At 57.9% G+C, this 25042-nt stretch carries 32 protein-coding genes and 1 tRNA gene; 14 read left to right on the forward strand and 19 right to left on the reverse strand.

Annotated features, from left to right (window positions below):
* Positions 1-3 precede the first annotated feature (3 nt).
* The gene (locus Pla100_RS25380) at positions 4-663 is read right to left on the reverse strand and encodes a phage terminase small subunit P27 family (protein ID WP_146581321.1); all 660 of its coding nucleotides are present in this window, start codon (positions 661-663) and stop codon (positions 4-6) included.
* A 198-nt stretch (positions 664-861) separates the two neighbouring features.
* Between Pla100_RS25380 and Pla100_RS25385 the strand changes: the two genes are divergently transcribed.
* Genes Pla100_RS25385 through Pla100_RS25425 form a run of 9 tightly spaced genes read left to right on the forward strand, consistent with a single transcriptional unit; the run spans position 862 to position 6525 of the window.
* Positions 862-1272 (forward strand): helix-turn-helix domain-containing protein, encoded by a 411-nt coding sequence (locus Pla100_RS25385; RefSeq protein WP_146581323.1) that lies wholly within the window; start codon positions 862-864, stop codon positions 1270-1272.
* Positions 1218-2246: a hypothetical protein gene (locus Pla100_RS25390; RefSeq protein WP_146581325.1), complete on the forward strand. Its 1029-nt coding sequence runs from the start codon at positions 1218-1220 to the stop codon at positions 2244-2246. Before Pla100_RS25385 ends, Pla100_RS25390 begins: the two co-directional genes overlap by 55 nt.
* A complete protein-coding gene (locus Pla100_RS25395; protein ID WP_146581326.1) occupies positions 2243-2443 on the forward strand; it encodes a hypothetical protein in 201 nt (66 codons plus the stop codon). Before Pla100_RS25390 ends, Pla100_RS25395 begins: the two co-directional genes overlap by 4 nt.
* The gene (locus Pla100_RS25400; RefSeq protein ID WP_146581328.1) at positions 2440-3213 is read left to right on the forward strand and encodes a hypothetical protein; all 774 of its coding nucleotides are present in this window, start codon (positions 2440-2442) and stop codon (positions 3211-3213) included. The genes Pla100_RS25395 and Pla100_RS25400 overlap by 4 nt, the downstream gene beginning before the upstream one ends.
* Positions 3210-3533 (forward strand): hypothetical protein, encoded by a 324-nt coding sequence (locus tag Pla100_RS25405; RefSeq protein ID WP_146581330.1) that lies wholly within the window; start codon positions 3210-3212, stop codon positions 3531-3533. The genes Pla100_RS25400 and Pla100_RS25405 overlap by 4 nt, the downstream gene beginning before the upstream one ends.
* A 9-nt stretch (positions 3534-3542) precedes the next feature.
* Positions 3543-3890 carry an HNH endonuclease gene (locus tag Pla100_RS32515; protein WP_146581332.1) on the forward strand — a complete coding sequence of 116 codons (348 nt, stop codon included), beginning with the start codon at positions 3543-3545 and terminating at the stop codon, positions 3888-3890.
* A gap of 3 nt (positions 3891-3893) precedes the next feature.
* A complete protein-coding gene (locus tag Pla100_RS25415; RefSeq protein ID WP_146581334.1) occupies positions 3894-4667 on the forward strand; it encodes a hypothetical protein in 774 nt (257 codons plus the stop codon).
* The gene (locus tag Pla100_RS25420; RefSeq protein WP_146581336.1) at positions 4664-6301 is read left to right on the forward strand and encodes a hypothetical protein; all 1638 of its coding nucleotides are present in this window, start codon (positions 4664-4666) and stop codon (positions 6299-6301) included. Before Pla100_RS25415 ends, Pla100_RS25420 begins: the two co-directional genes overlap by 4 nt.
* Positions 6298-6525: a hypothetical protein gene (locus Pla100_RS25425; RefSeq protein WP_146581338.1), complete on the forward strand. Its 228-nt coding sequence runs from the start codon at positions 6298-6300 to the stop codon at positions 6523-6525. The genes Pla100_RS25420 and Pla100_RS25425 overlap by 4 nt, the downstream gene beginning before the upstream one ends.
* On the opposite strand, the gene Pla100_RS25430 is transcribed toward Pla100_RS25425, so the two are convergent.
* The 17 genes from Pla100_RS25430 to Pla100_RS32250 all read right to left on the reverse strand — a co-directional run bounded on the left by Pla100_RS25430 (position 6522) and on the right by Pla100_RS32250 (position 17110).
* Positions 6522-6803: a hypothetical protein gene (locus Pla100_RS25430; protein ID WP_146581340.1), complete on the reverse strand. Its 282-nt coding sequence runs from the start codon at positions 6801-6803 to the stop codon at positions 6522-6524. The genes Pla100_RS25425 and Pla100_RS25430 overlap by 4 nt on opposite strands.
* Positions 6800-7249 carry a hypothetical protein gene (locus Pla100_RS25435; protein ID WP_146581342.1) on the reverse strand — a complete coding sequence of 150 codons (450 nt, stop codon included), beginning with the start codon at positions 7247-7249 and terminating at the stop codon, positions 6800-6802. The genes Pla100_RS25430 and Pla100_RS25435 overlap by 4 nt, the downstream gene beginning before the upstream one ends.
* Positions 7246-7497, reverse strand: a complete 252-nt coding sequence (locus Pla100_RS25440; RefSeq protein ID WP_146581343.1) for a hypothetical protein — start codon at positions 7495-7497, stop codon at positions 7246-7248. The genes Pla100_RS25435 and Pla100_RS25440 overlap by 4 nt, the downstream gene beginning before the upstream one ends.
* A gap of 81 nt (positions 7498-7578) precedes the next feature.
* Positions 7579-8679 carry a hypothetical protein gene (locus tag Pla100_RS25445; protein ID WP_146581345.1) on the reverse strand — a complete coding sequence of 367 codons (1101 nt, stop codon included), beginning with the start codon at positions 8677-8679 and terminating at the stop codon, positions 7579-7581.
* Positions 8676-9020: a hypothetical protein gene (locus tag Pla100_RS25450; RefSeq protein ID WP_146581348.1), complete on the reverse strand. Its 345-nt coding sequence runs from the start codon at positions 9018-9020 to the stop codon at positions 8676-8678. Before Pla100_RS25450 ends, Pla100_RS25445 begins: the two co-directional genes overlap by 4 nt.
* The gene (locus Pla100_RS25455; RefSeq protein ID WP_146581350.1) at positions 9017-9478 is read right to left on the reverse strand and encodes a hypothetical protein; all 462 of its coding nucleotides are present in this window, start codon (positions 9476-9478) and stop codon (positions 9017-9019) included. Before Pla100_RS25455 ends, Pla100_RS25450 begins: the two co-directional genes overlap by 4 nt.
* Positions 9475-10293, reverse strand: coding sequence for a 5'-3' exonuclease (locus Pla100_RS25460; RefSeq protein ID WP_146581352.1), 819 nt, complete (start codon positions 10291-10293; stop codon positions 9475-9477). The genes Pla100_RS25455 and Pla100_RS25460 overlap by 4 nt, the downstream gene beginning before the upstream one ends.
* The gene (locus Pla100_RS25465; RefSeq protein ID WP_146581354.1) at positions 10286-10573 is read right to left on the reverse strand and encodes a hypothetical protein; all 288 of its coding nucleotides are present in this window, start codon (positions 10571-10573) and stop codon (positions 10286-10288) included. Before Pla100_RS25465 ends, Pla100_RS25460 begins: the two co-directional genes overlap by 8 nt.
* Entirely contained in the window at positions 10570-11073 is a 504-nt protein-coding gene (locus Pla100_RS31190; RefSeq protein WP_197168218.1) for a carbon storage regulator, read from the reverse strand. Before Pla100_RS31190 ends, Pla100_RS25465 begins: the two co-directional genes overlap by 4 nt.
* Positions 11070-11333, reverse strand: a complete 264-nt coding sequence (locus Pla100_RS25475; protein WP_231603573.1) for a hypothetical protein — start codon at positions 11331-11333, stop codon at positions 11070-11072. Before Pla100_RS25475 ends, Pla100_RS31190 begins: the two co-directional genes overlap by 4 nt.
* Entirely contained in the window at positions 11320-11613 is a 294-nt protein-coding gene (locus Pla100_RS25480) for a hypothetical protein (RefSeq protein ID WP_146581358.1), read from the reverse strand. The genes Pla100_RS25475 and Pla100_RS25480 overlap by 14 nt, the downstream gene beginning before the upstream one ends.
* Positions 11614-11723: 110 nt before the next feature.
* Positions 11724-12911 carry a hypothetical protein gene (locus Pla100_RS25485; protein WP_146581360.1) on the reverse strand — a complete coding sequence of 396 codons (1188 nt, stop codon included), beginning with the start codon at positions 12909-12911 and terminating at the stop codon, positions 11724-11726.
* A gap of 391 nt (positions 12912-13302) precedes the next feature.
* Positions 13303-13821, reverse strand: a complete 519-nt coding sequence (locus Pla100_RS25490) for a hypothetical protein (protein ID WP_146581362.1) — start codon at positions 13819-13821, stop codon at positions 13303-13305.
* A gap of 396 nt (positions 13822-14217) precedes the next feature.
* A complete protein-coding gene (locus tag Pla100_RS25495) occupies positions 14218-14478 on the reverse strand; it encodes a hypothetical protein (protein WP_146581364.1) in 261 nt (86 codons plus the stop codon).
* Positions 14479-14565: 87 nt separating this feature from the next.
* A tRNA-Asp gene (locus Pla100_RS25500) sits at positions 14566-14639 on the reverse strand.
* A gap of 539 nt (positions 14640-15178) precedes the next feature.
* Positions 15179-15694 carry a DinB family protein gene (locus tag Pla100_RS25505; RefSeq protein WP_146581366.1) on the reverse strand — a complete coding sequence of 172 codons (516 nt, stop codon included), beginning with the start codon at positions 15692-15694 and terminating at the stop codon, positions 15179-15181.
* 219 nt (positions 15695-15913) lie between these two features.
* Positions 15914-17110, reverse strand: coding sequence for an SHD1 domain-containing protein (locus Pla100_RS32250; RefSeq protein ID WP_261344827.1), 1197 nt, complete (start codon positions 17108-17110; stop codon positions 15914-15916).
* On the opposite strand from Pla100_RS32250, the gene Pla100_RS31205 reads away from it, so the two are divergent.
* From Pla100_RS31205 to Pla100_RS25520, 3 genes are all read left to right on the forward strand, one after another.
* The gene (locus tag Pla100_RS31205) at positions 17109-17456 is read left to right on the forward strand and encodes a hypothetical protein (protein WP_197168226.1); all 348 of its coding nucleotides are present in this window, start codon (positions 17109-17111) and stop codon (positions 17454-17456) included. The genes Pla100_RS32250 and Pla100_RS31205 overlap by 2 nt on opposite strands.
* 275 nt (positions 17457-17731) lie before the next feature.
* Positions 17732-19570, forward strand: coding sequence for a sensor histidine kinase (locus Pla100_RS25515; protein ID WP_146581396.1), 1839 nt, complete (start codon positions 17732-17734; stop codon positions 19568-19570).
* Between the two features lie 311 nt (positions 19571-19881).
* Positions 19882-20625, forward strand: coding sequence for a hypothetical protein (locus Pla100_RS25520; protein ID WP_146581368.1), 744 nt, complete (start codon positions 19882-19884; stop codon positions 20623-20625).
* Between the two features lie 35 nt (positions 20626-20660).
* Here Pla100_RS25520 and Pla100_RS25525 read toward each other — a convergent pair whose 3' ends face one another.
* Positions 20661-22253, reverse strand: a complete 1593-nt coding sequence (locus Pla100_RS25525) for an aldehyde dehydrogenase (NADP(+)) (RefSeq protein ID WP_146581370.1) — start codon at positions 22251-22253, stop codon at positions 20661-20663.
* Between the two features lie 334 nt (positions 22254-22587).
* Here Pla100_RS25525 and Pla100_RS25530 point away from each other — a divergent pair, with 334 nt between their 5' ends.
* Positions 22588-23793 carry a type III PLP-dependent enzyme domain-containing protein gene (locus tag Pla100_RS25530; protein WP_146581372.1) on the forward strand — a complete coding sequence of 402 codons (1206 nt, stop codon included), beginning with the start codon at positions 22588-22590 and terminating at the stop codon, positions 23791-23793.
* Positions 23790-24827, forward strand: a complete 1038-nt coding sequence (locus tag Pla100_RS25535) for a hypothetical protein (protein ID WP_146581374.1) — start codon at positions 23790-23792, stop codon at positions 24825-24827. Before Pla100_RS25530 ends, Pla100_RS25535 begins: the two co-directional genes overlap by 4 nt.
* Positions 24828-25042: the final 215 nt, after the last annotated feature.

Here is a 25042-nt window from a genome sequence, read left to right on the forward strand (position 1 = left end):
GGATCACGCCTCGGGCTTTTTATTGGCCTTTTTGGCGGGCTTGGAAGTTTTTTTCGTTGTACTCTTGGTCGCTCGCTTCCCTTTCTTTTGAGGGGCGGCTTTTTTCGCTGACGTTTTCGCTGCCTGCTTTCGCTTCGGCGGCGGGTTGCTGTCCGCCATCGACACGCCGACGCCGGCGAGCAATGCCTCGATCGGATCGACCGGCTTTCCGCCGCCGTCGCGATCGCCGATCCGCAGGCCGACGCGGTACGCCGGACCGAGACCGAGAACTTTGGCGAACTTATTGACGTCTTGCGCGAACTTGCCGAGCAGCGTCGCCGACGGCGTCGCCTGGGCGTATTTGAGATTCCCGTCGTTATCGAAGAACTCTTGCGTGTATCCGTCCCGCAAAACGACGTCGAACATTTCTCGCCAGTTGTGATAACTCACGGAATACAGTTCCAGGATCTGCAGGTCGAGCATGACGAGCATTTCGGCGGCGCAGAGCTCGGCCGCGATCACACGCCAGGCCTGTTTGGCCCGTTCGGGTAGCCAGTCCGGCGGCGACGGGACGTAGTCCAGCGTCCGGGGCTCCGGTTCATCCGTTGGCAACGGCCGGTGGCCGGGGTTGCCCTCGAGTCGCTTTCGCGCTGTCGGTTTCGGTAGCGGTCCACGTTGGCCCATGCGGTCGTTTGCTCGCGTTGCTTGTCGGGTTGCTCAGTCCCGCATCGTCGCGGCGGAGCGGCCCGCGTCGGCGTTTGCGGAATCGCCGACGCCTGGGAATCGTCGCCGGACGATGGACCCGTTAAACTTTGCCGTATGCGTGAGACGCGACACGCGGCGGAGTCGCCAGCGTTTCAGGCTCTCTCATCAAGCGGGCACATGCACGATTACATCTTGAGTCGCGGCGAAGTCGTTGCGGCTGTCTTGGACGGGGCCGCCTACACCGACGCGGCGGCCGCCGCCGGCGTCAGCGTCAGCACGGCTTGGCGGTGGGTTCATCGCGACGCGGTCAATCCACCGCAACGCAAACCAAAGATTCCGGCCGCACGGGTGCGGAAAATCCGAAACATGATCGACGGCGGGGATCTTTCCTTGAGGCGGATCGCGATCGTCGTCGGTGTTCATCACTCGACGGTTTGCAAAATCCGCGACTCGATGACCGTCGGCGGTTATCGATCTCGGCCCGTTCGGTGTCGCGGCTGCGGTGCCATCATCACGACTCAGGATTGCTTGTTATGCTCGACGCGATCGTCCGCTCTCGGTTCCTCCGGCTTTATCTCGTCACACTAACGATCGTTTGCGTCGTCGGTTGCGAGATCGCACCCCCTCGGATCGCGATCACGCCTAAACCCGTCGACGAAATGCCGTCGTCGGTCAACTTGCCGGTTTCACTGCGTCAAACGAATTGGCTTTACGGCGGCGAAGGCTCTTGCGCCGTCGCTTCGCTCGTCTCGGTGCTTCGGTGGCAAAACAACCACGCCGCCGCCGAACGACTTCGAAAGCACTACGGCGGCGGCCAAACGGCGACCTCGATTCAAAACATCTGCAAGAGTGAACGATTGCCATACGTCGCGATCGATCGCCCCGGCGACGCTCGTTTCTTGCAATGGTGCAGCGACCACCGGCTCGGTGCGATCATTTGGTATTTGCCGGCTCACTGCTGCACGTTTTGCGGATTCGCGAAGTCCGGAAACGGCGACACCTACGCGATCGTGCTCGACAACAACCGCGTTCAAACGCCGATCCGCGTCCCGGCCAACGAGTTCATTCGCGCTTGGCAAGGGTACGGCGGCTTTGCCCTTACTGTCCTGGGTACTCCGTTGCCCGCCCCCTTCTACGACCGGTGGAATCCATGCACCCGCCCCGATTCATGTCCCGACTTTTCGCCGCTTCCGCCTTTGCGTTTTTGCTCGTCTGTTGCGGCTCCGGATGCTTGCTCATTGGCGACAAGCCACGCGATCGAGCCGACGACAATTTCGCCCACCCGACCGACGAAACCGATAGCAACGGCTTCGGCGAGTGCAACGGCGATAACTGCCCGATCGATTGCAACGGTTCCGACTGTTCCGACTGCCCCGGCGGGAATTGCCCTAATCGCGGATCTTTCGAAGACGATGACCCGGACGCCAAAGGCAGCACTCAATCGGCCAGCGACGAGCAACCTGATTCGACGGTTAACGCTTGCGAGTCGTGTCCTAGCTGCACGGTTGTTTCTCGAGTCGACCGACTCAACGAGAAGAAAACCGGTGCGTATCCATGCATGAGATGCCAACGGCCGACGGTCGGCGACGGTTGGCATAACCTCACCACTCCCGGCGGTGCGTCGGCGTTGATCTTGTGTCAAGATTGTTGGGACCGCACCACGCCGCGCGAGCGTCTCGGTTTCTTGAACGTCCACCTTCAACGCGTCGGCAAGTCAAACGATCCCGTCGCCGCCAAACTGCGAAACGCGATTCAATGAAGCAGCTCGCTATCAAGTCCGTTCTTGGCGTCGTTTGGGTCGCGTGTCTCGTCTTTATCGACTCCGGCCATGGAACGCCAGGCCCTTTTGATTTCGTCGCCTTCATAGTCGGCAGCGTTTCGGCTTTGTCGTTCTGTTGGGTAGCGAGAAACGATAGCCGTGCGATCGGGATCGACCTTGTCGTGATCACGGTCGTTTCGGTCATTCTCGCGTCGACGGCCGACGCCCAAACGATGCCACCACGGCCGGCGAAGTATCAACTCGTCTTGGTCGACGAGCCGCCCGGCGTTGCCGATTGGTTCCGCGATCACGACGGCTTGCTCGCTCTCGCCAAACGATGCGATTGCTCGAGACTTCAATCTCGCAGCGATCTTTTTCGTTATCGCTATGCGAAGTCGATGCCGTCCGGATCGAGCCCGCCGGCGATCGTTTTCGCTCGTCCGGATTCCGGCGTTCTTTACGTTGCGACTCGCGACACGTTGCCGACGTCGGCCGATGCTCTTTATGCCGAGCTGCAGGCGTCATATCGTTTAGCCGGCGAAGGCCCTCACGCGAGCGAGATCTCGGCTCAGCGCGGCGACCGATGGCGGCCCGGCGATCGCTTGCGCGACACTCGCGATAAACTCGACACAGCCGGCGTCGCGATCGACCAGCTCGGCGAGATCGTCGCGCAGCTTCGCGAATCGACTTGGTTACTTAACGCGATCGCGGCCGGTTTGGCCGTCTTGATCGCAAACGCTCTCACCTCTCCCCGTGCCTCTCGATCATGACTATTACGCTAATCGTTTTCGCCTCGGTCCTTCTCGGTGTTATCGCGATTCGTCGCGGCATTCCGCAACGCATTTTCGGTGCATTGTTTGGTACGCCAGGCGTTCCCGGCCAATCGGCCGCCGCCGTCGCTCCGTCGCTCGTCGACCCGTGGGAAACTCGCATCGTCGCCGACGCCCTCGAGGCCCGTCGACGCGAGAAGAAACTCGACGCCGTGTTCGACGAGCTCGCCGAAGTGATCAACAACCGGCCGAAGGCGAACGTCCCGGCCAGTGTCGCCGCCGAGCCGCCCGCGAAAGCGGATTCATCCTCCGTCGTTTGATCGTTCGCGATGGCGGTTCCTGAAGCTCGCAAGTCGTGCGTGATTTGTCGCCGCTCGCATATCGGCCGTGGTTCACGCTGCGACGCCTGCAGGGGAACCCGCCAAGCAATCACGCCGGCCGTCGAGGCCCGCCCCACCGCCGCCCGTCGCGGCTACGGCCGCAATTGGCGACGAGCCGCGAAAGAGTTCTTAGCCGAACCCGCTAACCACATTTGCAAAGAATGCGGCGAACGGATCGCGAGCCAAGTCGACCACATCGTCCCCCATCGCGGCGACCCAAAACTCTTTTGGTCCCGATCGAATTGGCAAGGCCTTTGCCATTCGTGCCACTCAAGAAAAACCGCTCGAGGAGCGTAGGCGATGGCTGTTAATTGCTTGGCTCCTGGGTCTTGCTGCGGTTGCGTCATCCAAACGCATGAGCTCGCGCGAAAGGTGTCCAAGAAACCGATTCGAATCTATTCGCTTTATCGTCACGAGTGGAGCGAGACCACGCGTTTTCGAATCGGCTACCTCGTTACGCAATACCTCACGCCGGCCGATGATCCGTTCGGATTGCTCGGGCTTTATTCGAGCAATTACCAGTGGGACCCGTGGCAAACGTCGGCGACGTCGAGTCATCTCGAGACCGGAACGCTCGACGACGTCGTCGCGGTTTACGATGGTTCGAATGTTGACACCGGTTTCATCACGATCGAGTTTGGATTCGACTACTCGCGGCCGGTCATCGAAACGCCGGGGCCGCATCCGACCGACCCGACGCTAGGTCTTCTCACTCGATCGCAACCTATGAAGCAATCCGATCGACACGTTAGCCTCGGTTCCTTTCGGTCGGTCGCGGTTCTCGACTTCGATTCCGTTTGGTATTCGTCTCCCGATCCGACAACGGTCTTCATTGAATCGGGCGGAACGGGACTCACGGCCGCCGAACTTATCGAGCCTCGGGACTGGGCCTCGGTGTTCTCCGCGTCGCCTACCATCATCGACCCCGATAAATTTCTCGTTCCAACGCCGGGACAAGACTTTTCAACCGTCGCGGACGCGATCAACGCGGCCGCCGCCGGCGTTGACGTCACGACCCGGCGTTCGATCGACCCAATTAACCTCAATGGACCCCGGAGCGTGATTCTACTTTGACCGCTTTTCGAAACTTCGCTTACGTCGCGGATTATCTTCATTCGCCGACGCTCGAATCGATCGACGTCGACGGCGTTCATAAGTTACAGACTCGATCGGCGTTGCCTTCGATCCCGATTAAGATTGATGCGTCGTCGATGCGTATGATCGAGTTCCTTGATCCAACGTCCGGCGATGTCTTATCGACGATCGAGATCCGGACCGCCGACGATCAAAGCGACCTATACGTCGACAACGTTCTCGTTAGAACGATCAACCTTCAATCCCAAACGTTCGGATCGATCATCTTGCGTTCGGGATCGCTGCAGATTCACGGCGTCAACTTCCGCAGGATCGGCGACGTTGTTTTCGACGACTTCGACGCGGCCGCCGATCCTCACGAGCTCGACGAGTTCGGAGATCCGATCGCGGATCATTACACGGGCTCGCTCGATCTCCCGGTCGACTGGGCGAACCGATCGATCCTCTTGCGAGTGACGCCGTACACGCCGGCCGATCCTTGGAGCGAACTCGAGACTTGGCCGACGATCACCGTTTCGCAGATTCGCGACCCTCGCGTCGATAATCGCCAGGACTGCCCCGACGCGGTGATCTGTCCGTTATTCGCTCCGTTCGGCGTCGCCGGTTGGCGGCTTGAATCGCAGACTATCGATCGGTCCGGATCTCGCGACGAGATCCTTCGCGAGATCTTCCAGAAATTCGATCACTGCGAAACGGCGATCGATCAGCTCGTTAGAACGTCGCCGACGGCGGCCGTCCAATTGCACGCAACCGGAGCGGGTTTCGACGACGGCTCCGGCGTCCAAACGGTCGAGTTCTTCGGGGCGAAGATCGCACCCGACGCGATCGCCAGCGTCGACCTATTCGACGCGTCGACGCAATTGCGATTCGAGGAAACGGCCGGAAAGTTATTCGCGATCGCTGACGTCGTGTTCAGGTATCCCGCCGGCGTCGCCGAGCGATCGCCGGTCGGTGCGTTAGAGACCGACGACTTGAGCGAGATTCGATCGATCACGCCACTTGGGATCGGCCTCGACTTAATGGGCGGCGTTGTTGCTCAAAGTCCCGACGTCGTGTTCTCGAGCCTATCGTCGATGCCGGCCGATGTCACGTATTTGCAAACGCCGGTCGGCTCGATTCAATTCGTCGAGGACAAGGCTTACGATCACAGCGTATCGCTTAACCTTAACTTTCGATCCGCTTCGGCAACCTTTCGTCGCGAGATCTTGGCGACCGATACGTCGATCGAGTTCACGGCCGACGACCTTGACGGCGATATCGTCGACACGGATTCGCTCGAGGTATTGAACCCGGCCGCGTTGCCGTACTTCCGGCCGACCGCTCTCGAGTTTCGCGGCCTTCGTGTCTACGCTCTCGTCGTTAGCGTTTTCGGGTTCGGCAGCTCGGCGCAAGTCGAAGAGCAGGCTTTTAACGCCTACGCGATTGACACGAACGCCTTCGAGTCGGTCACTCTTCCGAACAACGTCTATTTCGCCGAGTTTGGTCCCGGTCAAGAGATCGACGGTTTCGATCGTTATCGACTTGGCGGCGGTTGGCGCGAGTGGCGATTTTTGCCGACGTTCGCGGCCGAGACGCTCGATCTAACTTCGTTGCGAATGCGGTTCGCGAGATGATCGCACGCGGGCCGATCGATCGCGATCACTTCAAGCGATCGCATCCGATATGCCTTTCGAATCAATGCCAACACTTCGGACCTTATAACGACGACGGCGACTCCGGATGTCTTTTGCTTCGCGAGCTTTTCAACGTTTGCCCCTCGCGAATCGGTCAACACTTACTGCACGGCGGCGGATGCGTTAACGACCCGCCGCTCTTCCCGCCGGCGTCGGCCGATTAGCCTTGACCCATTCGGGCCTTCTTCTTTCGCCAATCTTCGACGATTTGGCGGGCTTCGGCGATGCTCATCGTTGCGCCTTCGCCGGAGTCGACCAGGACGTCGTTCTCGAGGATCAACCAATCGCCCGTGCTCCATATCTCGACGACCCAAAAACGACGACCAGGCGGCTTGTAAGCCGACGCGTCATAAGTCGACGGATCGGGCAACGGCAACAGCTCGCCGCTGAACCCGTAGCATTGCTTCCGCCACTCGAGGAACGGCTTTTCGTTCTTTCTCATCCTAGGCAACCTTCGTTCGATTGCGAGTCGAGCTCGATCGCCTTGGCAAGCCACAGCAACGCCTGACGCGTTCGGCGATTGCGACCGCCGCCGATCCCCGTTCGAATCCGAATCGATGGGAACGGGTCCAGGTTCTCGGCGGTCCTCTCCTCGTCATGGTACGCGTGCATTCCCACGTACACATCACCTTGGTTATCGACCATGACGTTCATTTGAGACCCGCAGCGATTCCCGTCGTCGTCGCATAGGATCTCATATCGTTTCATCGCCTCGAGGCCTTCCGGCCAATGAGGTTTGAAAACCTTCGGTTCCTTCATGGCCGCTCGTTTCTCGGCATATTCAAGGCGAATCCCCATTAACGTCACTCGATCGTGAATCATTCCAACGGGTACGTTGTAAGTGTCGAGCACTTTGTGAGCTGACTTCTCGCTAAGACTTCGCGTCATTGCCCCACCCCTAGTTCCTTCAGAGCGTTCGCGATTCCTTCGGTCGTTTGATCGAGATTGTTTTCGTTGTATTCAACGAATCGATCGACCACTCTCGCGAGCTTCTCCGGGATCTTCGTTCCCGGTCTCACTACCGCAATGATCGGCTTATCTAGCAAGACGGCGATTCCAGTCTCGACGGCAAACTTCACATCGAACTTGCTAGGATCGGACGCGATCGAGACGACCACGCGAGAGCGTTCGATCATTGGTATCAGCTCTTTTCGGATTCGAAAAAACCAACGTTGAAAATCCTGATTTGCTTTAGTCACCGGGTTGCTTCCCTTTGGTTAGCGGATCGATACCAGCTCGGCGAACAGTCGCCGCGCTGCGGTTTGGGTGGTTCGTTCGTTGGGTCGGGTCTGCACCGGGGCGGCTTTCACGCTTGCGGCGATCGCGGCGTCGTGATCGCTCTTGACACGCCGCACCGGTGGGACGGCCGGATAGCCGTTTTTCATCCGGACGCGTGAGAGCAGGCGAGCCAGGCCGTCAGAATCGAGCTCTAGGCGTTCGGCCAGCTTGCACCGAAACAGGCCGACGCGAGATCGCTTGCCGAAGTCACGAGCGACCCGGGCGGCCGTCATCGCATCGGCTTCGGCGATCAGGCCGGCGTCGAGGGCGGCGGCGACTCGCCAAACGGTTTGAACATCGCCGGCCGGCCATTCGTTCCGAGACCCGAGAGCGTCGAGGAGTCGGACGCACGTCGGCACGGTCGCGTCGGCCGTGGTCGAAAATTCCAACCTCGAAAATTCATGGTCCTCCGCGCCCTCGGTTTTGCCTTTCGGTTCGCCATCCTCAAGGAAGAGAGGACCGGAATCTTTAGGAAAGGAATATAAAGCAGTTTGATTTTTGATTTGTCCCGGTTCTGTCCGGGTCAGTGTCCCGGTTCTGTCCGGCCCATTGTCCGGGTCAGTGTCCGGGCCGTTGTCCGGGTCAGTGTCCGGCTTTTGCGCTCGCTCCAAGAGCGGCGAATCGCCGACGATCACGGCCCGGTTTAGCTCGATCGTCAGTCGCGATTTGTGGCCGCGCCCGCGTCGGCCGCTTGGGACGACACACTCGAACGTCACCATCCCGTCGGCCTGCAGCTCGGCGAGCGCACGGCGGACGATCCGGCGGCGGGATTCGATGTTGTCGCTCGATGTTGCCAACTCGCGATCGCTCGCGAGTCGATCGAGCTCCCACTCGATCGACTCCCAACCGGTCGCGACCTTGGCGATGATGATCCCGACGGACCAGTAGGACGTTCCCTCGGTGTAGCCGGCTCGCTCGAGGCAATCCTTCATCGCGGCGATTCGTTCGCGACAGAGTCGCTTACGCGTTTCCGCTTCGCGTTGGGCCTCCTCGGCCGCGTCGATCAACGGCCGTTCGCTTCCATTCGTTCCACGCGTCAAAATAAAGCCTCCTGACGCGAGTCGATCGATTCACGTTTCGGCCGCTTCGTTTCACGTTTCGGCCGCTTCGTTTCACGTTTCGGCCGCTTCGCGTCACGCTTGGGCCGTTTCGCGTCTCGGGGCGGCGATTGCATCGCATAGGCCAGCGTCGACCAGAACACGGTACTTCGGCCGTCGGCGAGCAACACGGACACGCCCCAACGCTCTTGATCGTCGCCGCGAAGTTCCGCGTCGGTTAGGAATCGGCCGACCGCTCGGACGATCACGCCCTTTCGATCGGCCCGAATACGCTGCGCGAGCGAGACCGCTTCATCGAAGTCCATTCGATCGGCGTCGTTCATTTGACCCTCGCTTTCCGTTCCGACGGCACGCGAGCGAACAAAGGCGAGATCGGCGGCAATGAATGACCCTTGTCGAAGAACGCTCTCACGTCGGCCAGGCGGCCGTCGATCACGAGCGCCAAGTCGCTATCGAGCTGCTTCATCTCATGGGCGATGTCGTCGTTATCTCGCTGATCGTCTGGGCCGAAACTCCCGCGTCGGTCGGCTCGAAACTCAGAGAATTGCAGCTCGACGATCCCCTGCAGGTCGGCGTACCGCTCGCGAACGGCCGTCGCCGACTTGATTAGCTCCTTGCCGATGTTTTTATCGGCGACCATCGCGGCCAGGATCTCCGCCATTCGTTCGAATCGAATCTTCGCTCTTGATCGCAATTGAATCAGCGAGCGACGTCGGCCGTCTGTCAGAACCGGGAACCCGATGTCGGCACTCGAGCCGACCGGTTTGGTGAATTGAATCACGCCGGTACCTCCATTTCCATCATGGCCGCGCTGATCGGTACGTCGCTACGCAGCGTGACGAGCTCTCGCATCAAGTCGAGTGTTCCGTCCTCTCGAGCGGCTAACACCTTCTTTTCTGGCATAGGGACCTTCGCCAGTTTGACGGCTTGTTGACATAGGTTATCGATCGTCCCGTATCGACTCAGCAGCTCCGCCGCGTGTTCCTCACCTATGCCACGGACGCCCGGCACTTTGTCGCCAGGATCGCCGCGCAATGTTTGGTACTCAATCCACTGTTCAGCGAGCGCACCTAATACCGGTCGGCCGTCATCGTTCAGTTTCGCCATATCACGCTCCGTCAGAAATTCGCCGTTCAGCCGATCGCCCGTTCTCGATAGCTGGGTGCATTGAGTCACGCGGCCGGCCAGCAACAATTGACGCAGGTCCTTATCGCTACTGAACAACACGACGCGACGGTCGACCATCAACGCACCGTTAACGACGGTCGCGAGCACGTCGTCGGCTTCGAACGTCGAGACCGTCACGCAGTCGACGCACTCGTCGTAACAAGCACGCTTCGCCGACTCGATCGCGTGCTCGAGGCCCTCGGGTTTTGGTCCTCGGTTGCTTTTATAGTTCGCGTACAGATCACGCCGGAATGATGTTCCGTCGTCGGGATCGAACGCGACAATGATTCGTTCAGGCATCCACTGACGATTGAGACACTCGAGCCGGCGGCGGAATCGTGAGCCGGTTATGTCGCCCGTGCAAACGTCTTTGAAAACGAGGTTCGTCCCGTCGACGGCGAACCAGCAATCGGCATAGCGGCTATCCATGACGCACCGCCTTTCGGTCGGCTTCGATCAACGCCAGGAGATCCTCGATCTGCGATAGCTTTTCCGAGTTACCCGAATCGGTCGCGGCGAACGTGAAAGCACCATCGACGACGAGCATCCAATCGGCATGATTCTCGATCTTGAGTCGATCGCGGAAGTCGCCGAGCTTACGGCCTTCGGCGATCAACCGGATCGGCGTGTAGGGATTCGTGATCATTCGATCGGGAAGGTTTGCGACCATGTTCTCGATTCGATTGACAGTTTGCTCTTTGGTTATCATTGCGTCACCTCGTTGCTTTGAGCGGGCACAACAGGCAACGCCGGCAACGCGACGCGTTCTCCGGATCTCGGAACGCGAACGACTCGCTTTTGACGCGGTGCGTCGATTCCGATCAGGACTTGATTCGATCGCGTGCGGATGACTTCGATCGTGATATCGTCGCCGATGTCGATTGCTTCGCCTTCGCGACGGTTGATAACGAGCATGTTTTTAACCCTTTCCCGTTTTGGTTCGTTGAGTTTGGTTCGGATGGTTTCCAAGAGCGATTTGACGTCCGATCGCCCGCGTTGCTGTTCGATCGCTTGATCGGCGACCTCGAGCAGATAGTTTTCAGTCCGGCAGCCGCGAACGTTGCACCGTGATCGGTGATCGCGTAGCGCCGCTTCGGCTTGCATGGCGACGATCGCGGCCGAGTCGACCAGGCTCTCGGCTTCGCCGATCGCTCGATCGATGTTCTTCACGTCGTCTTCGGAGATCGCGAGATAGATTTCGCGGTTCATGGCTTTGCTTTCCCCTTCTCGTCGAGGTAGTCGCAGCATTCGCGATAGGCTCCTTCGTAGCCTTCGCCGATTCGTTCGTAGAGTCGCTTCCGCGTCGACGGCGGAATCAGGAAGTAGCACGTTCGGCAAAACGTTTGCCCGCGTGCCTTGGTCGATCCGCATCGGCAGCGATCGCCCCGCAGCTCGGCGACGATCGTTTTTCGATCGACCATCGCGTCGAGTTCGCTCTTCGCTTTTTGGACGGCTTCACTTTGCATCACGAGCCGCCTTTTTGTTCGCGATCGCGATTTGGTTTTTCATGTCGACGAGGATCTTCAAATTCGCTTCCATCGCCTCGCAAGCGATCCGCTTGTTCTTCACTTCCGCTTCGTGCTGAAGCCTACACAGTTCGTCGCTGCACGCCTGGTTATGCTGTTCGACAGTCCGCACGTGCTGCTCGAACAACCGACGGTTGATCTCGCAAGCCCTCGTCGTCGTAGCCACGAGCAACGGAAGGAAACTCTCGGTCTCTTCCGACACCCAAACTTGAATCGACTTCATCCTTACGCCTTTCATCAAAAGAAAAGGCCGCCCGGCCGATGCGCAACACATCGACCGAGCGGCCTTGGGAATGGTCCAACAACGATGTTGGACCGTAACGGTAGTGATCGTTATCCGACGACCCGCAGCCTCATCGGCGACTGCGTATCGGTAGGCAAGATTCCGGTCGGCATCGGCAGCGTCGTGAGCGTGTCGAAAATCGGTCGCTCTTGGCCGTGATAGTGACGCTCGAAAACATCGTTCGAGACGTGCCCCGTGATCCAACGGCCGACGCCCGTGTACCCGATCGTCGATCCGTGCGATTCGGCTCGAGTCCCGGCCGTGCATCGCAGATGCTTTATCAAATACTCGCGTGACGACTCCTCGACGTTCCCGTCCGCATCGAACTCGAGTCTCGGCCGTGGCTTCGCTTCGGCTTCGGCAAGTATCCGCCGCCATTGGCCGTAGACGCCGTCCTTCGACAACGGACACGGAAACAACGCGGCCGATTGATCGTCCGGCGCGAACGACTCGCGCCAACGGCCGAGCCAATGCCCGACGGCCGGCGTGATCGGCAAGCACAACGGAAACGACTTTCGGCCGCGTGTCTTGTTCGGAACCCACGCGAGCCAACCGAGCGGCGACTCGATCGACCCGTTTTCGCTGGGATTGATCCCGGCCGGCCGGATCGACGACCATCGGATCGGCCGCAAGTGCGGTTCGTATCGAATGAGATCCTGGGTTCGCATCCCATACGTCGCGAACATCACCACGGCCGCCCGCCAAAACGAAGGCGGATCGATCGGCTTGCTCCCGGCCGAGTCCGGCCACGTCGCCACGTCGCACGCCTTGAAAATCGCCGCGATCGTCTCGTCGGGAATAACCAGCTTCCCGATCTGACGCGGTTGCGGCACCTTCCGCACGCGGACTAGCCCCCGCGACTCGTCGAGCGTCCCGTCCTCGACGGCGGCGGCGAGAATCTGCTCGATCGCCTGTAGCGTCTTGTTCAGCGATCGCGGCGAGACCTTCCGCGACTTTCCATCTCGCCCCGGAATTTCCTGCCCGATCACGCTCCGGCGGAACTCGGAAAGTGCTTGCGGCGTCACGTCGCCAAGCCCCGGACTCACTGTCCGGTCCTTTTCCCCGGTCAACGATTCGCGGCCCTTTTCGGTCCACCATTTCCAACGAAAGACGGCTTGTTTCAGCTCGCCGATCCGATCGTTCGAGAGCCCCCGGTCGATCGCTTCGGGAAGGAACTCGAGCCGAAAATAATCGTCGAGCGAGTGAAGGGTTTGGTGGGGTTGGATCGGTCGAATCATCAGGTTGCCTCGTCAATGGTTGATTGCAGGCGAGATCGATCCTAACCTCCGCACACGTCGCCAGCGTCCAAGAAAATCCTAAACAGATAGCGGCCCACGCCAACGAGCGAGCGTATTTCGAGGGTCCACAAGAGATGCGCAAACAATGCGCAAGTGATCGCGCGAAATTCATTATTCGCATGGTTCGGCACCATCACCCAACGATCAGCGCAGCGTCAAAAACGCATTGCTTTGGTTGGGTCAAAAGGGTTTCGTGTTACCCTTGGTCCGCGTCGAAGAAGTCCAGCCCTGTAAGGCTGAGAGGCTCTGTAAAGCCACTGCGACGCGTGCCGCAGGTGTTTAGTACACCCGCGAAAATAGCGAATCCCGTCCGCGTGTCAACAGAGGTTCGCTACTTTTGAGAAAGCTCGTCGTAGGCTTGCTGGTCTTGAACGCGAAGATTGTCGTCGATCTTAACAGCGATCTGCCGAAACTCTTTAGACCCTTTGTTGAACTTCACTTGCATCTCGTAAACGTGCGTGAACTCACCAAGAGGGTTCGTCGTTTTGAAAGTGCCGTTGACTATCCCGAACTCTTCAACAAGCAGCTCAGAACGGCTCTTTAGGTCCATTTGAATTGTGGGAAACTTTGGCTTCAGCATGTATTCGACCACAGAGTGAACCGAATATAGTTCCGCTACGCGATCCTCTTTCAACCGTTCTTCGGGTGTCATCGCAGCTCGCCGCGCCGCCTCTTCCTTGCGTTTCGCCGCTTGCTCGATACCAAACTGCTTGTTCGATTCGGCGATCGTGTCCGAAACCTTGTGCGTGATCAGTAAGCAACCACCGCACACGAACCAACTCAGGATCATGACGGCTGTGCAAGCGATGCAAAAAACCTGAAAGCAGGACAAGCCACGTTCGTTCGTCATGCGGGTGCCTTCGGCCGATTTGAAAAAAAGCCGGCCTCCGTTGTACTAAACACCCAAAGAGATGTCGGAGGCCGGCTACGGCTTTCGCCGCCCACGAATCTTAGCGGCCGGGTGTTACAGCACCAGACCAGATTCGAATGGTTTGTTATGATTCAGTCGTTCAGTTCGTTCCCGTTTTTCAAAAGGTCATGACGATGGAAGTCTGTATCCCCGTTCGCGAATTGCGAGACGCATTCGAAGCGAGACGAGCCAATTTCGAAAGAAAGGTCATCTCCCGCGCTCGCGACGGAAGTTTGTTTTCGACGGGCACGCGGTACGCAGACCAAAGCGAGTCGCTATCACTGCGAGCAATCGAAGGATTTCTTGTCGAAGTTGGGGTCATCGAAAACAGCCCTGTTAATTCTGAGTCGCCACCTGAGCATTGAGCGTCCGAAGCTCACTAACAGCGTCGACCAGTTCCGAATGGATACCGTCTAAGTCTTGGACCGTGCCCTTCGAGCGAACTTCGCGATGAAGAGCGACAACCGAATCGTTTAGCGTCGCGATCGACTCGGCGACAACCTGCAAGGCCACGACGATCGCCCTATCGCCGGAGAACTCTCCATCGTCGAGATTGGCCTTAATACTTTTGAAGTCTTCGTGAATGCGAGACTGCATCGACTACACTCCGTCAGGTGACTCGTAGCATCCATGCTGTCGAAACCGGGTAAATCTTATTCCCGGCAAAAAACAAAATTTCAAAAGCGACGCGGACGGGACTCGAACCCGCAACCTCCGGATCGACAGTCCGGGGCTCTAACCAATTGAGCTACCGCGCCTTTGAATTCTTCAGACAAGAACTCTGGGGCACACTTGTCGAGTCAGTGTTATCGTCTGATTTGCACTGATTCATGAAAAATATTTTTCAATCAGCAGCACGACCTCGACAAAAGGCTCTCGCTGGAATTCATCGCTGTTATTTGCTAGCGAGTCATCCGGCGATGATGAGACGAAGTATATCCATGAGGTTGGTTGTTGCAATAGGTGTCCGCAGAGTGTCGCCAAATTCTTCAGATTTGATGATAACAACGATTTTGACATCGTTTTCTTTGGCCCGTAAGTTTCCCTGTGTCTTTTTCGATCATGTACACCCGTTTCCCGAACTAGCTTTAACTAAACGAAAATCTTGCCCTCCCATTAGTCGATCACATGGACCTTTTCATCTCAGCGGTTTCGACCACCGAATACTTTTGGGATTCGTGGTACGAATTGAAGCAATACGCCACCGAACTGACTCCAAACCATTGGGCCGTTTTTGCCGCTAGCTCGGTGGTTTTTGGCTTCTTTTGCCTCCAAGGCAATCCATTGAAACGTTGAACTAGGCTTTACCGAGTCCCATAGCGCGTCTCCAGGCGCTGATTTGGCCCATGTGGATCATGATGTGTCCGCCCAAGTAGAAGGCGTGCATCGCGCCCTTCGTCGCGAATTTGCCCCGCATTTTTTCGTTGGGATTCTCGACCTTAAAAGCAGCATCGTCGGCTTGAAGCAGTGCTTCGATGGCGGCTTGATGAGCGGTGAAGAACTTCTGAGCAATCTCTTCCATTGGAGGATAGAGCTTGCCCTCGGGATCATCCAAACAGGTCGCCGCCGGGGAAAACAAGGCGTCGTACTTGGCCGATGGCTTGATCGCCGACGAGTCACCGCCGAGGTCTTCGACGATCCGGCACGGGTAGAGGCTTAAGTGACCAAGCACGAAGGCAGGGTGATTTGATTCGATCTTGGTCCCACCGACTTCGGCGAACCGAGCGAATTGGTCCGGTTGAACTCCTTCAATCAATCGCTCCGCGTATCCCACGCTGAGTTTGGCCGAGTCGGCAATCATGGATCCGATCATTATTTTCCTTGGTTTGGGGAAGTTTCGTTGTTCGATGTCGACAACATCTCGGCAGAAACTACCCGCTACGGTCGAGTATCGACAGTGGTGCTAGCGACCGAGGAGCACCAATCATTTCCTCGCGGAATCGACACAAAAAAACTGCCAGGTGCCGTAAGTCGGCAACTGGCAGTTTGCGGTTGATGGTGAACAGAACGCCGTTCGTTATGGAAGGAAAAACTACTTCGAAGTCATGGCGACGACAAAGGTCTCCATCGCATCGACGACACCTTGGACATACTCGATGTCCTGGGGGCTGAGTCGATTCATCGGAACTGTCGCGGTCTTGCCGTTGGTCTTGAGCAAGCGAATGTGATCGTCGTTGATTTGGATCAATCGACCTTCGGTGCGGAATGTTCCGGTGTTGTCGACCCAAGTTCGCACGACGGATTGCTCGAGAGCATTCTCCGGAGAATCAACAACCTCGGAAACCACCTGTTCGGCAGGTTCGGGGGTCGCGATTTCCTCAAGCGTAACGACTTCGGCCGCTTGCGGGGTTGCCTGTCCGAACAAGTCATCCAGGTCGGAGCTTTCTTTCGGATCTGCGGCCGGTGGTTCGCCGAACAGGTCGTCCAATCCGCCGTCGGCCGGGGCCGCAGGCTCTTCCATGGCGGGAGGATTGCCGAATAGATCGTCCAAGCCACCGTCCGCTGGAGCAGCCGAATCGGCGGGAGCTTCCATCGCCGGCGAATCGGCGGGTGAGTCGGCAGGGGTTCCGAACAGATCATCCAGACCCGCGTCGGCCGGTGCCGGGGCAGGTTCCGGCTCGCCAAACGGAGCCGGTGCGTCGGCAGGCATGCCGGGTTCGTCAGCCGGTGTACCGAAAAGATCATCTAAACCAGGATCGGCTGCGGGGGCCATCTCGGCAGGTGCATCTGCGGGAGGCGCGACTGGGGCGTCCGCTGGGGCACCAAACAGATCGTCGACCGAATCGCTCGGAGCGGCTTCGGGCATCGCCGCAGGGGCGGGCGAATCGCCAAACAGGTCGTCAACGGACTCGGTTTTGGGCTCTGGCGTTGGTTCCGGCGTCGGCTCGGGTGTTGGTTCCGGAGTAGGCTCAGGCTTGGGCTCTGGCTTAGGTTCTGGTTTGGGTTCTGGTTTTGGCTCGGGCTTGGGTTCTGGCTTAGGCTCAGGGGTCGGCTTCACCGGTACAGGAGGTGCTTCGAAGGGGCTCGGCTCCATCGCGGGTTCGACAACCGAATCGCCAGCATCTTCCTTGACGGCGTCATCGGCGGGTGGCTTAGCCGAGGAGGTTTTTCCAGCTTGGGAGTCCAATTTCGGCGAGTCCACCACGCGGGTATCTTCGATCGCCGGAGGTGCCGACGGGGCGGAATCGCCGTGAATCACCGAATCGCCCATCACTGATGAATCCATCATGGGAGCGGACTCGATCACCGAAGCCCCACAACAATCCGTTGAAGGTGCAGAATACATCGGAGCGATCGACTCGCCGCATGCGACCACCGGAGCACAAACGGGAGCTGGCTCGCAACAAACGGGTTCGCAGGCGGGAGGAGCGGGAACACAGCAGGTGCAGGGCTGGCAACAAGCCGCGTCGCCACCGTGCATTCGTTTGAGCAACCAACCGGCCGACGCGGGGCTGATACTTAAAAAAGTAGCCAAGGTGACCACAAGAGTCCACCGCATGGCCCGGCGAATAGAACGTTTCATCATTTTCTCAGGAGGGGTTCGCAAAGGGCAAAATAGGTCATTTGGTCCGTAATTCCGAATCATCGTAATTATCAGCACCCCGTCAAACAAGGATCAAATTGGGACAGACGGCGCGTCGACGCGGAAAACTCCGCCTCCGGAGGAAGCTAGGGGAATTGCAATGATTGTTCCGATTCGTCTCGCCTTGAGCCACCGTTTCGGTCAAACTGGACCTGATCGCTAGTTGTTCGTCAACAAAACTGGCCCCGAAAGCCCAGTCAAGACTTGGCTCGACGACCTTCAATCATACTTCGTAAATAGCACGTTTCCTCCCTAATCTTGTCTGCCATGCTGCGGTTCCTGCAAAGCCTCTTCTCGTCGATGAGCCTGGAACGGAAATGTCTGCTATTTTTCGGGTCGGCACTCGTCGTGCTGATGTGTGGCGCATTTTGCGTGGTTTTGTTGCTCGCCGACGGGTTCGTCAGCATGACGACACAGCAACAAGCCCGAGACGCGGCGGCGACGGAGATGATGCTGTTGCACGCCAACGCGATTTACCTAGAAAGCGTGCCCGACGATCGAACGGAAATTCAAAACCAAAAGATCGAAGCACTTCGCTCGCAACTTCTCAGCAAAGAGATTGAATTCGAAATACTAGGGCTCGACGATCCGCAGCCGTTCGATAATTTGGCCACGCCTCGTCAGCCGGAATCGTCGGCCGAACGAGCGATTCTCGAACAACTCGAACCGCTCTTCCGGGCTCGTTTGGCGGCCCGCCTCCGCGAAGATCAATCCGATAGCACCGCATCCGGTTTGGCCAAACCGTTCAACTTAGCCGACGACGCCGCGATGAGTCGAATCGGGCCTGGCAATCGCCCGCTGTTTCAAGTCATTGGTCCGGTCAATAAACGATATACATATTACGAACCCGTCTTCATTACCCAAGACTGCATCGCCTGTCATACACCGATGGGCAAGACGATCGCCTTATCGTCCGACGTCGACGCCGAAACCCGCGCCGCTGAATTGCCTTACCGTGTTAAACGCGTCAGCATGCCGGATGATAAAATCCTTAATGATACGACCCAAATTCGAGCAATCGTGGTGGCCATGGCGATGTTGATCGTCGCGGTGACGCTGTTTGTTTTGCATGCGATCGTGCGATACTTGGTCTTGCAACCACTGCTGCATTTGCGTGACGTCAGTGACGCGATCACGCACGGCGATACCAATCAACGAGCCGTGATCGACACCGAAGACGAGTTTCGAGAACTTGCCGACGCGTTCAATCGGATGCTGCGACACCTCACCGAAACGCAAACCCAACTCGAAAGCGTCAACCGAGAACTCGACGGTCGGGTCGACCAGTTCGCTCAACTGAACCTGCAACTCTACGAAGCGAACCGTTTAAAGACGGACTTCTTGGCCAACATGAGCCACGAGTTGCGCACTCCGCTGAACAGCATCATCGGATTCTCCGAAGTTCTCTCGGGCATCGATTCACTCAACGACAAACAACGCCGCTACGCGACCAACATCCAAAAGAGCGGCCGATTGTTGTTGGAAATGATTAACGACATCCTCGATCTGGCCAAAGTCGAAGCCGGCAAGATGGAAGTCCGCCGCAGCGAATTCAAGCTGGCTCGCTTGATCAACGCCCAGTGCGACATGATCCAGTCGTTGTCCGAAGACAAGAATATCTCGTTGTCGATTGATGTCGGCGACGACCTACCGCTCGCTTTCCAAGACCCCAACAAACTCGGCCAGATCATCAACAATCTGCTCAGTAACGCGATCAAGTTCACCCCCGAGGGTGGCATGATCACGGTGAAGGTCCAGGATCTCAATCGCGACCGGTTCCGCCTTTCCATCACGGACACCGGCGTAGGTATCGCTGAAGAAGACCAACCGATCATTTTTCAAAAATTTCGGCAGAGCAAAAAAGTTCTCGACGGCGACGGTTTGACCCGTGAATTTGCAGGCACGGGGCTGGGGCTCTCGATCGTCAAGGAACTGGCGATTTTGCTAGGCGGTGAAGTCGATTTCCAAAGCGAATTGGGCCGTGGCAGTACGTTTTGGGTGACGTTGCCGTACCGCTTATCGGACCATCATGAAGATGACATGCCGCCGGTCATCTCGCATTCCACGGCGGGATTCGCCAACTCCACAACGGCAGCAACGACCTAGCGGGCTGTTGATTTAGTCTGCATCGCAACCCGATGCGTTAGCGAGGGATCCCGTGCAGGCAGATAAGGGCGGGGGATCCCTCGCTTACGCGTTTTGATGTTGCGCTTTCTTCGTAACCCGCTGCGTAAGCGAGGGATAATTGATATTGCCTCATCCCTCGCTTACGCGTCGGGTTACGATTCGATCGACAGCCCGCTAGTTTCGATCCCAAGAGGGGTGGGTGAAGTGCGGGGCGATGAGGTCTACAATAATGAGCGGTCGACGATTCGTCTCGTCCGGCCACTTTTCTTACCAACTAAGGTTTATCACGCATGAGTGACTACAGCGTCTTCGGCGAAGAGTATTACGTGAACATGAACTTGTCCACGGAAATGGAACTGCCCCAGGGACGTGAATCGGTTCTGCACTACTTTGAACAGGTCCGGCGTCGCTATCCGACGATGTCAAATTTCTATTGTCGCGAAAAAGACGAGTTCGTTTTGGAAGAGGAGAAAGACAGCGGCAACTATCGCTGGGTCTCGACCGAACCGAAACGTCTCAACAGTGGCATGGTCAATCCGGAAAGTTACGACGAAGCGTGCGAGCAACATCGTGCGATTCTCGAAATGGTGCCCTACGAATTGTCGATCAGCCCGCTCGATTGCGAATCACTCAGTGTCATGTTGGGGTTTGATTTTTCTTGCAAAGGAAACCACAACGAGATTTTGCACGAAGCGGTCGGGATCGCTCCTGGCTTGGAAAAGTTCGCCGGACTTTCTGAGAGCAAGTTGCTGTCGGTCGAACCGGCGATTCAGTTTTCACTCGATGACGATTGCCGTACCCAGTGCCGAATCAGCTTTGAAACACGGACGACGGCGTTTCAAGTCCGATCCGGCGAATTCAGCGAAGAACCATTAAGCGTTTACTTGATGGTCCGCCGCTATGACTCGCTAGGTGTCGATGAGGATTACGCCTCGGAGTTCGACCGACTTTCAAAACTATGCAAGAAGCTCGTCGACGAATACTTGGTCGATTCGGTTCTGAGGCCGCTACAAACGGCCATCGCGATCCGCTGAACCGTTCAAACGTCGCCAGTTCAATCATCGCCCATTCAAACGTCACCCGTTCGCCACTTGCCGTCGATCAGTCGGTACGTACCTTCGGTGGGGGCGGCGTCACGCAACCAAACCGGCAGTCGCGAGGGGCGGACGTTGTCGAAACTCGTCAGTTTGCCGAACCGGACCAGTGATCCAGGAATGCCAACGGCGGTGAACCCAGGGTGCCCGGTTGCGGGATAGGGGCCGCCGTGGTTCATCGCGGCGCTGACGGCGACGCCGGTGGGCATCTTGTCGTTGAGTAACCGTCCGACCTTCGGCTCGAGTTCAAACGCGATCGCATCGACGTCGGATTCTTCGCTGCCGTCGTTGGCGGAGTAAATGCAGCCGGTCAGATTGCCTTCCAAATGTCCGATCGCTTCGCAAAGCTGCGTCAGATCATCGGCAACTACCATCAAGGAAGCGTTCCCGAATGCTTCGGTTTGAAATCCTTCCGGGTTGGTCAAGAAGGTTTTGCCGTCGACACTCATCAGCGTGTTGGCCATCGCACAACGATCCGTTTCAGCATCGCCGCCACCGGTGAGCAACGAGGCCCCGAAACCGACCAGCGTCTCGACGCTCTTTCCGAGTGAACTGGCCACGGCGGGTGATAGCAAAGTGCCTGCCGCCGAAGATGCAAAACGATCTTTCACCGCCGCGATGAACCGGTCCGTCTCTTCGCCGGCGACCAACATTACCATCCCTGGGTTGGTGCAGAATTGCCCGGCTCCCATCAAAACGCTGGTGACGAAATCGTTCACGATCGCCTCTCCACGTTCGGCCAACGAGCCCGGCGTGATCACGACGGGGTTGACGCTCGATAGCTCCAAGTAGATCGGTTTGCCGGCCTTGTCCGCAGCGGCTTTCAGCTTCAAGCCGGCCGAACGACTGCCGGTGTACCCGGTCGCGCCGACGCGTGGGTCGGAGACCAATCGTTCCCCGTCGGCATGACTGGTTCGATAGATCAATTGAACCGTTGCGGCGGGCAATCCGGTTTCGGCGATCGCTTCGGCAGCTAGCTCGGCGAATAAACGAGTCGTTTCGGGATGCGAACTGTTAGCCTTTCCGATGACGGGATTGCCGGCGGCGATCGCGGCAGCGAAATCACCACCCGAGACGCTGCCGAATGCGAACGGAAAATTGTTCGGACCGAACACGCAAACCGGCCCCAAAGGCACAAAGCATGAACGAATCCCGGCGGCTGTGTCGATCGTCGGCATCGACCAACTGCCGCTGCGACATGCCGCTGCGGCGGCCCGCAGTTGGTTGCTCGTCCGGGGCAACTCAACATCCGCCAAACGCGGCGACCGAGCCAACCCGGTTTCGGCAAACGCGGCTTCGACGAGCGAATCCTTGGCGGCGTCGATCTTGTCCGCGTACGTTTCCAAGAACGTAGCGATTCTTGCGGTTGGCAACCGACGCAGTTCTTTGGCGGCCTCGACGGCGGCGTCCAATGCCGCGTCGCAGTCAGACCAACCACTGACCGGGAAGACGGGGTCCAACTTGGCATTACGATTCGGATCGGTCGCTTGAAATGTGGATTCGACAGCGGCATCTTTCCACGAACCGGAAATCAAAACGGGACGGGCGGCGGGGGAAGCAACGGACATATCGGGGAAATCCACCAAGGGAGGAGACAAAATGAAAGTGAATCCCTATCGTCGACCATTCCAGCGAATCACTCAACCCGTAGTCGAACCAAGCCCCCCAACGTAGGCTGGGTCGCAGCGATAGCGGAGACCCGACAGTTGGCAGTTGGCAGTTGGCAGTTGGCGGTTGGCGGTTGGCGGTTGGCGGTTGGCTGCCGGGTCTTCGCCGAAGCGGCTACGACCCAGCCTACTCTTCACTCTTCACTCTTCACTCTTCACTCTTCACTCTTCACTCTTGCTTCCCACTACCTCCTGCATCGGCCTGCCCTCGCTTCCACCGGTTTTAGAGCCATGGATGATGGATTCGCTTGCCAATACGGATTGGCATCTTGTCGTGGACGAACACGGCTCGCCGCTGAATGTCTTGAATCCCAATCCGATGCGATCGAACATCGATGCGATCCTTGCGGTCGCCCATGCGCGTGGCCTTGACGTTCAGTTGCACTACGCCTTCAAAGCCAACAAGGATATCGTCTTTGTCGAAACAGCCGATCAGTGCTCAATCGGTATCGACGTCGCTAGCGAGACCGAACTGCGGCGAACGTTACAGGCCGGAGTGGCCGGTGAACGGATCGTGTGCACGGCCGCCATCAAGACTCAAGCACTGATCGACTTGTGTCTGAGCGTTCGAACCACGATCGTCATCGATAATCGAGATGAATGGTACTTGATCAACGAGCGTGCCGACGCTTTGGGACATCAGGCGGACGTGGCGATCCGCTTGGGCGGTTTCCGCCAAGAACGTCATCAGTATCCCCTCGCGACTCGGTTCGGGTTCGACGTCAACGATGAGTTGAGTTTCCTTCGATCGCACCGATCATCCAGCGTACGAGTCGCCGGACTGCATTTTCACCTCAGTGGAAGCCATGCATCTCAACGAATCATTGCCATCGATCACTGTTTGACACGCATCGCCGAGTTGCGAGAACAAGGTCATCCGATCCGCTTCCTGGACATCGGTGGCGGGTTTCCGGCTCGAACTTGGAATGATCCGGATTTCGTGTCCGCGCCGGATTGGTTCGCGTCGATCCTCGACGAAAGCCTCAATCAAGAAACGATCGCGAAGAAACTCGTCGACAGCCACCTGCAACTGCGCTGCGAACCCGGTCGAGCGTTGCTTGACGGATGCGGAATGACGATCGCTCGCGTTGAGTTTTGCAAACCACCGGTTGGCCAAGCGGCTGACCCATTGCTGGATCATCAGGGGTGGATCGGTTTGGCGATGAATCACACACAATGCCACCCGACGCAAGGAAATGAGCTAGCCGATCCGATCATCGTTCCTCGGCGGCATCGTCTGGGGAAGCCGTCTACCGGTCGATTCGTCGGCAACTTTTGCACGGAATTCGACTTCATCGCCGGACGAACGTTCGAGTTCCCAAACGGGATCGAGCGGGGAGACCTTGTTGTGTTTGCGAACACCGCCGCGTATCAAATGCACTTCCTCGAATCCGCATCGCACCAAAACCCACTGGCAAAGAACATTCAGGTAAGGCCATGATCGTTCCGGAATACTGGGCTGAAGCCAAAGACCGATTCACCAACGAACAGGTGGACGGAAAAAAGGGTTCCCGGATCATTCGGCGTTTCGGTTGGTCCAACGACAGCCAAGCGGCGGCCCAGACACACGCGGAAAGTCGCGTCGCCGAAGCGATCGACCGGCTCAGATCGGGCGAGTCGGTTTTGATCCGCGAGCCCAAAGTCGCTTACAACGGCGCCGACGGATTGCCGATTCGCGAGGAGGTCATCGAGCGTTTGGAGGTCGGTACGCCTCATGAAATCGTACTCACCCGCAACGCCTACGGCTCGATTTGCCTCAATACACCCAATGTCTTGTTCGCCGACGTCGACGCCCCCGAACCGAACAGCTGTTTGATTTACCTTGCAAGCTTTCTGATCTTGTTCATCGGTTTGTTCATCGCGGCGTTTCGGTGGCAGATCGAAAATGCGTTTTGGATGGTGCTGTTCGCCGCGATGGTCGGCTCGGCGATCGTCGGCAGTCTCGTTCATCACGCAATGTCGTGGTATCGCGGTTCACCCAAGCAACACGCCCGCAAGCGTATCGAGACGTTCGCGCGGTCGCATCCCGATTGGTCGATCCGGCTATACGAAACTCCCAACGGTTGGCGAGCGTTGGTGACGCATCAGACGTTCGACCCACGAAGTGATGACGTTCGCGGGTTCTTTGAAGACATCGGCACCGACCCGGTCTATGCGAGAATGTGTTTCAATCAAAACTGTTTCCGCGCTCGCGTGACCCCCAAGCCTTGGCGAACGAACATGTCCACGCCGTCGCGATTAGCCGGCGGAGTTTGGCCGGTTGCTCCCGAACGAATCAACGAACGTCGAGAGTGGGTTCGTCGTTACGACCGCGCCCGCGCCGGCTACTCGTCTTGCCGCTACGTCGCCACGCTCGGCCGGGGCGGGGGCACCGACACGCGAACCTTACCCATCGATCGGTCCAGTCCGATCGCGGCGGTCCAACGAATCCATGACGATTGGTCCGATGCGTTTGGTGGAAAACCAATTGCCTGACGAGTGCTTTGTTCCACCTTGATTTTAGGGTACCTATCATCGTGGCACGGTGGTCCCCACCGTGAAACACGGCGGGGACCGCCGTGCCAGTGCGCCTGTGAAGGCGATTGAATTATCGGGTGAAAGTCCTGATCGGGGAAACCGTTACCGCCCCGTAGCCAATGGTAACTGCGTTTTCAACAGAAAGGGTGGAGAGCAACCAAAGGCGAATGAAT

Source organism: Neorhodopirellula pilleata, assembly GCF_007859915.1.
Classification (GTDB): Bacteria; Planctomycetota; Planctomycetia; order Pirellulales; family Pirellulaceae; genus Rhodopirellula; species Rhodopirellula pilleata.

What these genes read in the sequence shown, in the direction of transcription:
- Pla100_RS25485 (WP_146581360.1), bottom strand. Translation starts at nt 12,911, where the DNA reads ATGATTCGACCGATCCAACCCCACCAAACCCTTCACTCGCTCGACGAT.
- Pla100_RS32515 (WP_146581332.1), top strand. Translation starts at nt 3,543, where the DNA reads ATGGCGGTTCCTGAAGCTCGCAAGTCGTGCGTGATTTGTCGCCGCTCG.
- Pla100_RS25530 (WP_146581372.1), top strand. Translation starts at nt 22,588, where the DNA reads ATGATGGATTCGCTTGCCAATACGGATTGGCATCTTGTCGTGGACGAA.
- Pla100_RS25515 (WP_146581396.1), top strand. Translation starts at nt 17,732, where the DNA reads ATGCTGCGGTTCCTGCAAAGCCTCTTCTCGTCGATGAGCCTGGAACGG.
- Pla100_RS32250 (WP_261344827.1), bottom strand. Translation starts at nt 17,110, where the DNA reads ATGATGGATTCATCAGTGATGGGCGATTCGGTGATTCACGGCGATTCC.
- Pla100_RS25525 (WP_146581370.1), bottom strand. Translation starts at nt 22,253, where the DNA reads ATGTCCGTTGCTTCCCCCGCCGCCCGTCCCGTTTTGATTTCCGGTTCG.
- Pla100_RS25405 (WP_146581330.1), top strand. Translation starts at nt 3,210, where the DNA reads ATGACTATTACGCTAATCGTTTTCGCCTCGGTCCTTCTCGGTGTTATC.
- Pla100_RS25535 (WP_146581374.1), top strand. Translation starts at nt 23,790, where the DNA reads ATGATCGTTCCGGAATACTGGGCTGAAGCCAAAGACCGATTCACCAAC.
- Pla100_RS25460 (WP_146581352.1), bottom strand. Translation starts at nt 10,293, where the DNA reads ATGGATAGCCGCTATGCCGATTGCTGGTTCGCCGTCGACGGGACGAAC.
- Pla100_RS25465 (WP_146581354.1), bottom strand. Translation starts at nt 10,573, where the DNA reads ATGATAACCAAAGAGCAAACTGTCAATCGAATCGAGAACATGGTCGCA.
- Pla100_RS31190 (WP_197168218.1), bottom strand. Translation starts at nt 11,073, where the DNA reads ATGAACCGCGAAATCTATCTCGCGATCTCCGAAGACGACGTGAAGAAC.
- Pla100_RS25450 (WP_146581348.1), bottom strand. Translation starts at nt 9,020, where the DNA reads ATGAACGACGCCGATCGAATGGACTTCGATGAAGCGGTCTCGCTCGCG.
- Pla100_RS25480 (WP_146581358.1), bottom strand. Translation starts at nt 11,613, where the DNA reads ATGAAGTCGATTCAAGTTTGGGTGTCGGAAGAGACCGAGAGTTTCCTT.
- Pla100_RS25400 (WP_146581328.1), top strand. Translation starts at nt 2,440, where the DNA reads ATGAAGCAGCTCGCTATCAAGTCCGTTCTTGGCGTCGTTTGGGTCGCG.
- Pla100_RS25495 (WP_146581364.1), bottom strand. Translation starts at nt 14,478, where the DNA reads ATGCAGTCTCGCATTCACGAAGACTTCAAAAGTATTAAGGCCAATCTC.
- Pla100_RS31205 (WP_197168226.1), top strand. Translation starts at nt 17,109, where the DNA reads ATGGGAGCGGACTCGATCACCGAAGCCCCACAACAATCCGTTGAAGGT.
- Pla100_RS25430 (WP_146581340.1), bottom strand. Translation starts at nt 6,803, where the DNA reads ATGAGAAAGAACGAAAAGCCGTTCCTCGAGTGGCGGAAGCAATGCTAC.
- Pla100_RS25385 (WP_146581323.1), top strand. Translation starts at nt 862, where the DNA reads ATGCACGATTACATCTTGAGTCGCGGCGAAGTCGTTGCGGCTGTCTTG.
- Pla100_RS25435 (WP_146581342.1), bottom strand. Translation starts at nt 7,249, where the DNA reads ATGACGCGAAGTCTTAGCGAGAAGTCAGCTCACAAAGTGCTCGACACT.
- Pla100_RS25440 (WP_146581343.1), bottom strand. Translation starts at nt 7,497, where the DNA reads ATGATCGAACGCTCTCGCGTGGTCGTCTCGATCGCGTCCGATCCTAGC.
- Pla100_RS25390 (WP_146581325.1), top strand. Translation starts at nt 1,218, where the DNA reads ATGCTCGACGCGATCGTCCGCTCTCGGTTCCTCCGGCTTTATCTCGTC.
- Pla100_RS25415 (WP_146581334.1), top strand. Translation starts at nt 3,894, where the DNA reads ATGGCTGTTAATTGCTTGGCTCCTGGGTCTTGCTGCGGTTGCGTCATC.
- Pla100_RS25425 (WP_146581338.1), top strand. Translation starts at nt 6,298, where the DNA reads ATGATCGCACGCGGGCCGATCGATCGCGATCACTTCAAGCGATCGCAT.
- Pla100_RS25520 (WP_146581368.1), top strand. Translation starts at nt 19,882, where the DNA reads ATGAGTGACTACAGCGTCTTCGGCGAAGAGTATTACGTGAACATGAAC.
- Pla100_RS25505 (WP_146581366.1), bottom strand. Translation starts at nt 15,694, where the DNA reads ATGATCGGATCCATGATTGCCGACTCGGCCAAACTCAGCGTGGGATAC.
- Pla100_RS25395 (WP_146581326.1), top strand. Translation starts at nt 2,243, where the DNA reads ATGAGATGCCAACGGCCGACGGTCGGCGACGGTTGGCATAACCTCACC.
- Pla100_RS25490 (WP_146581362.1), bottom strand. Translation starts at nt 13,821, where the DNA reads ATGACGAACGAACGTGGCTTGTCCTGCTTTCAGGTTTTTTGCATCGCT.
- Pla100_RS25380 (WP_146581321.1), bottom strand. Translation starts at nt 663, where the DNA reads ATGGGCCAACGTGGACCGCTACCGAAACCGACAGCGCGAAAGCGACTC.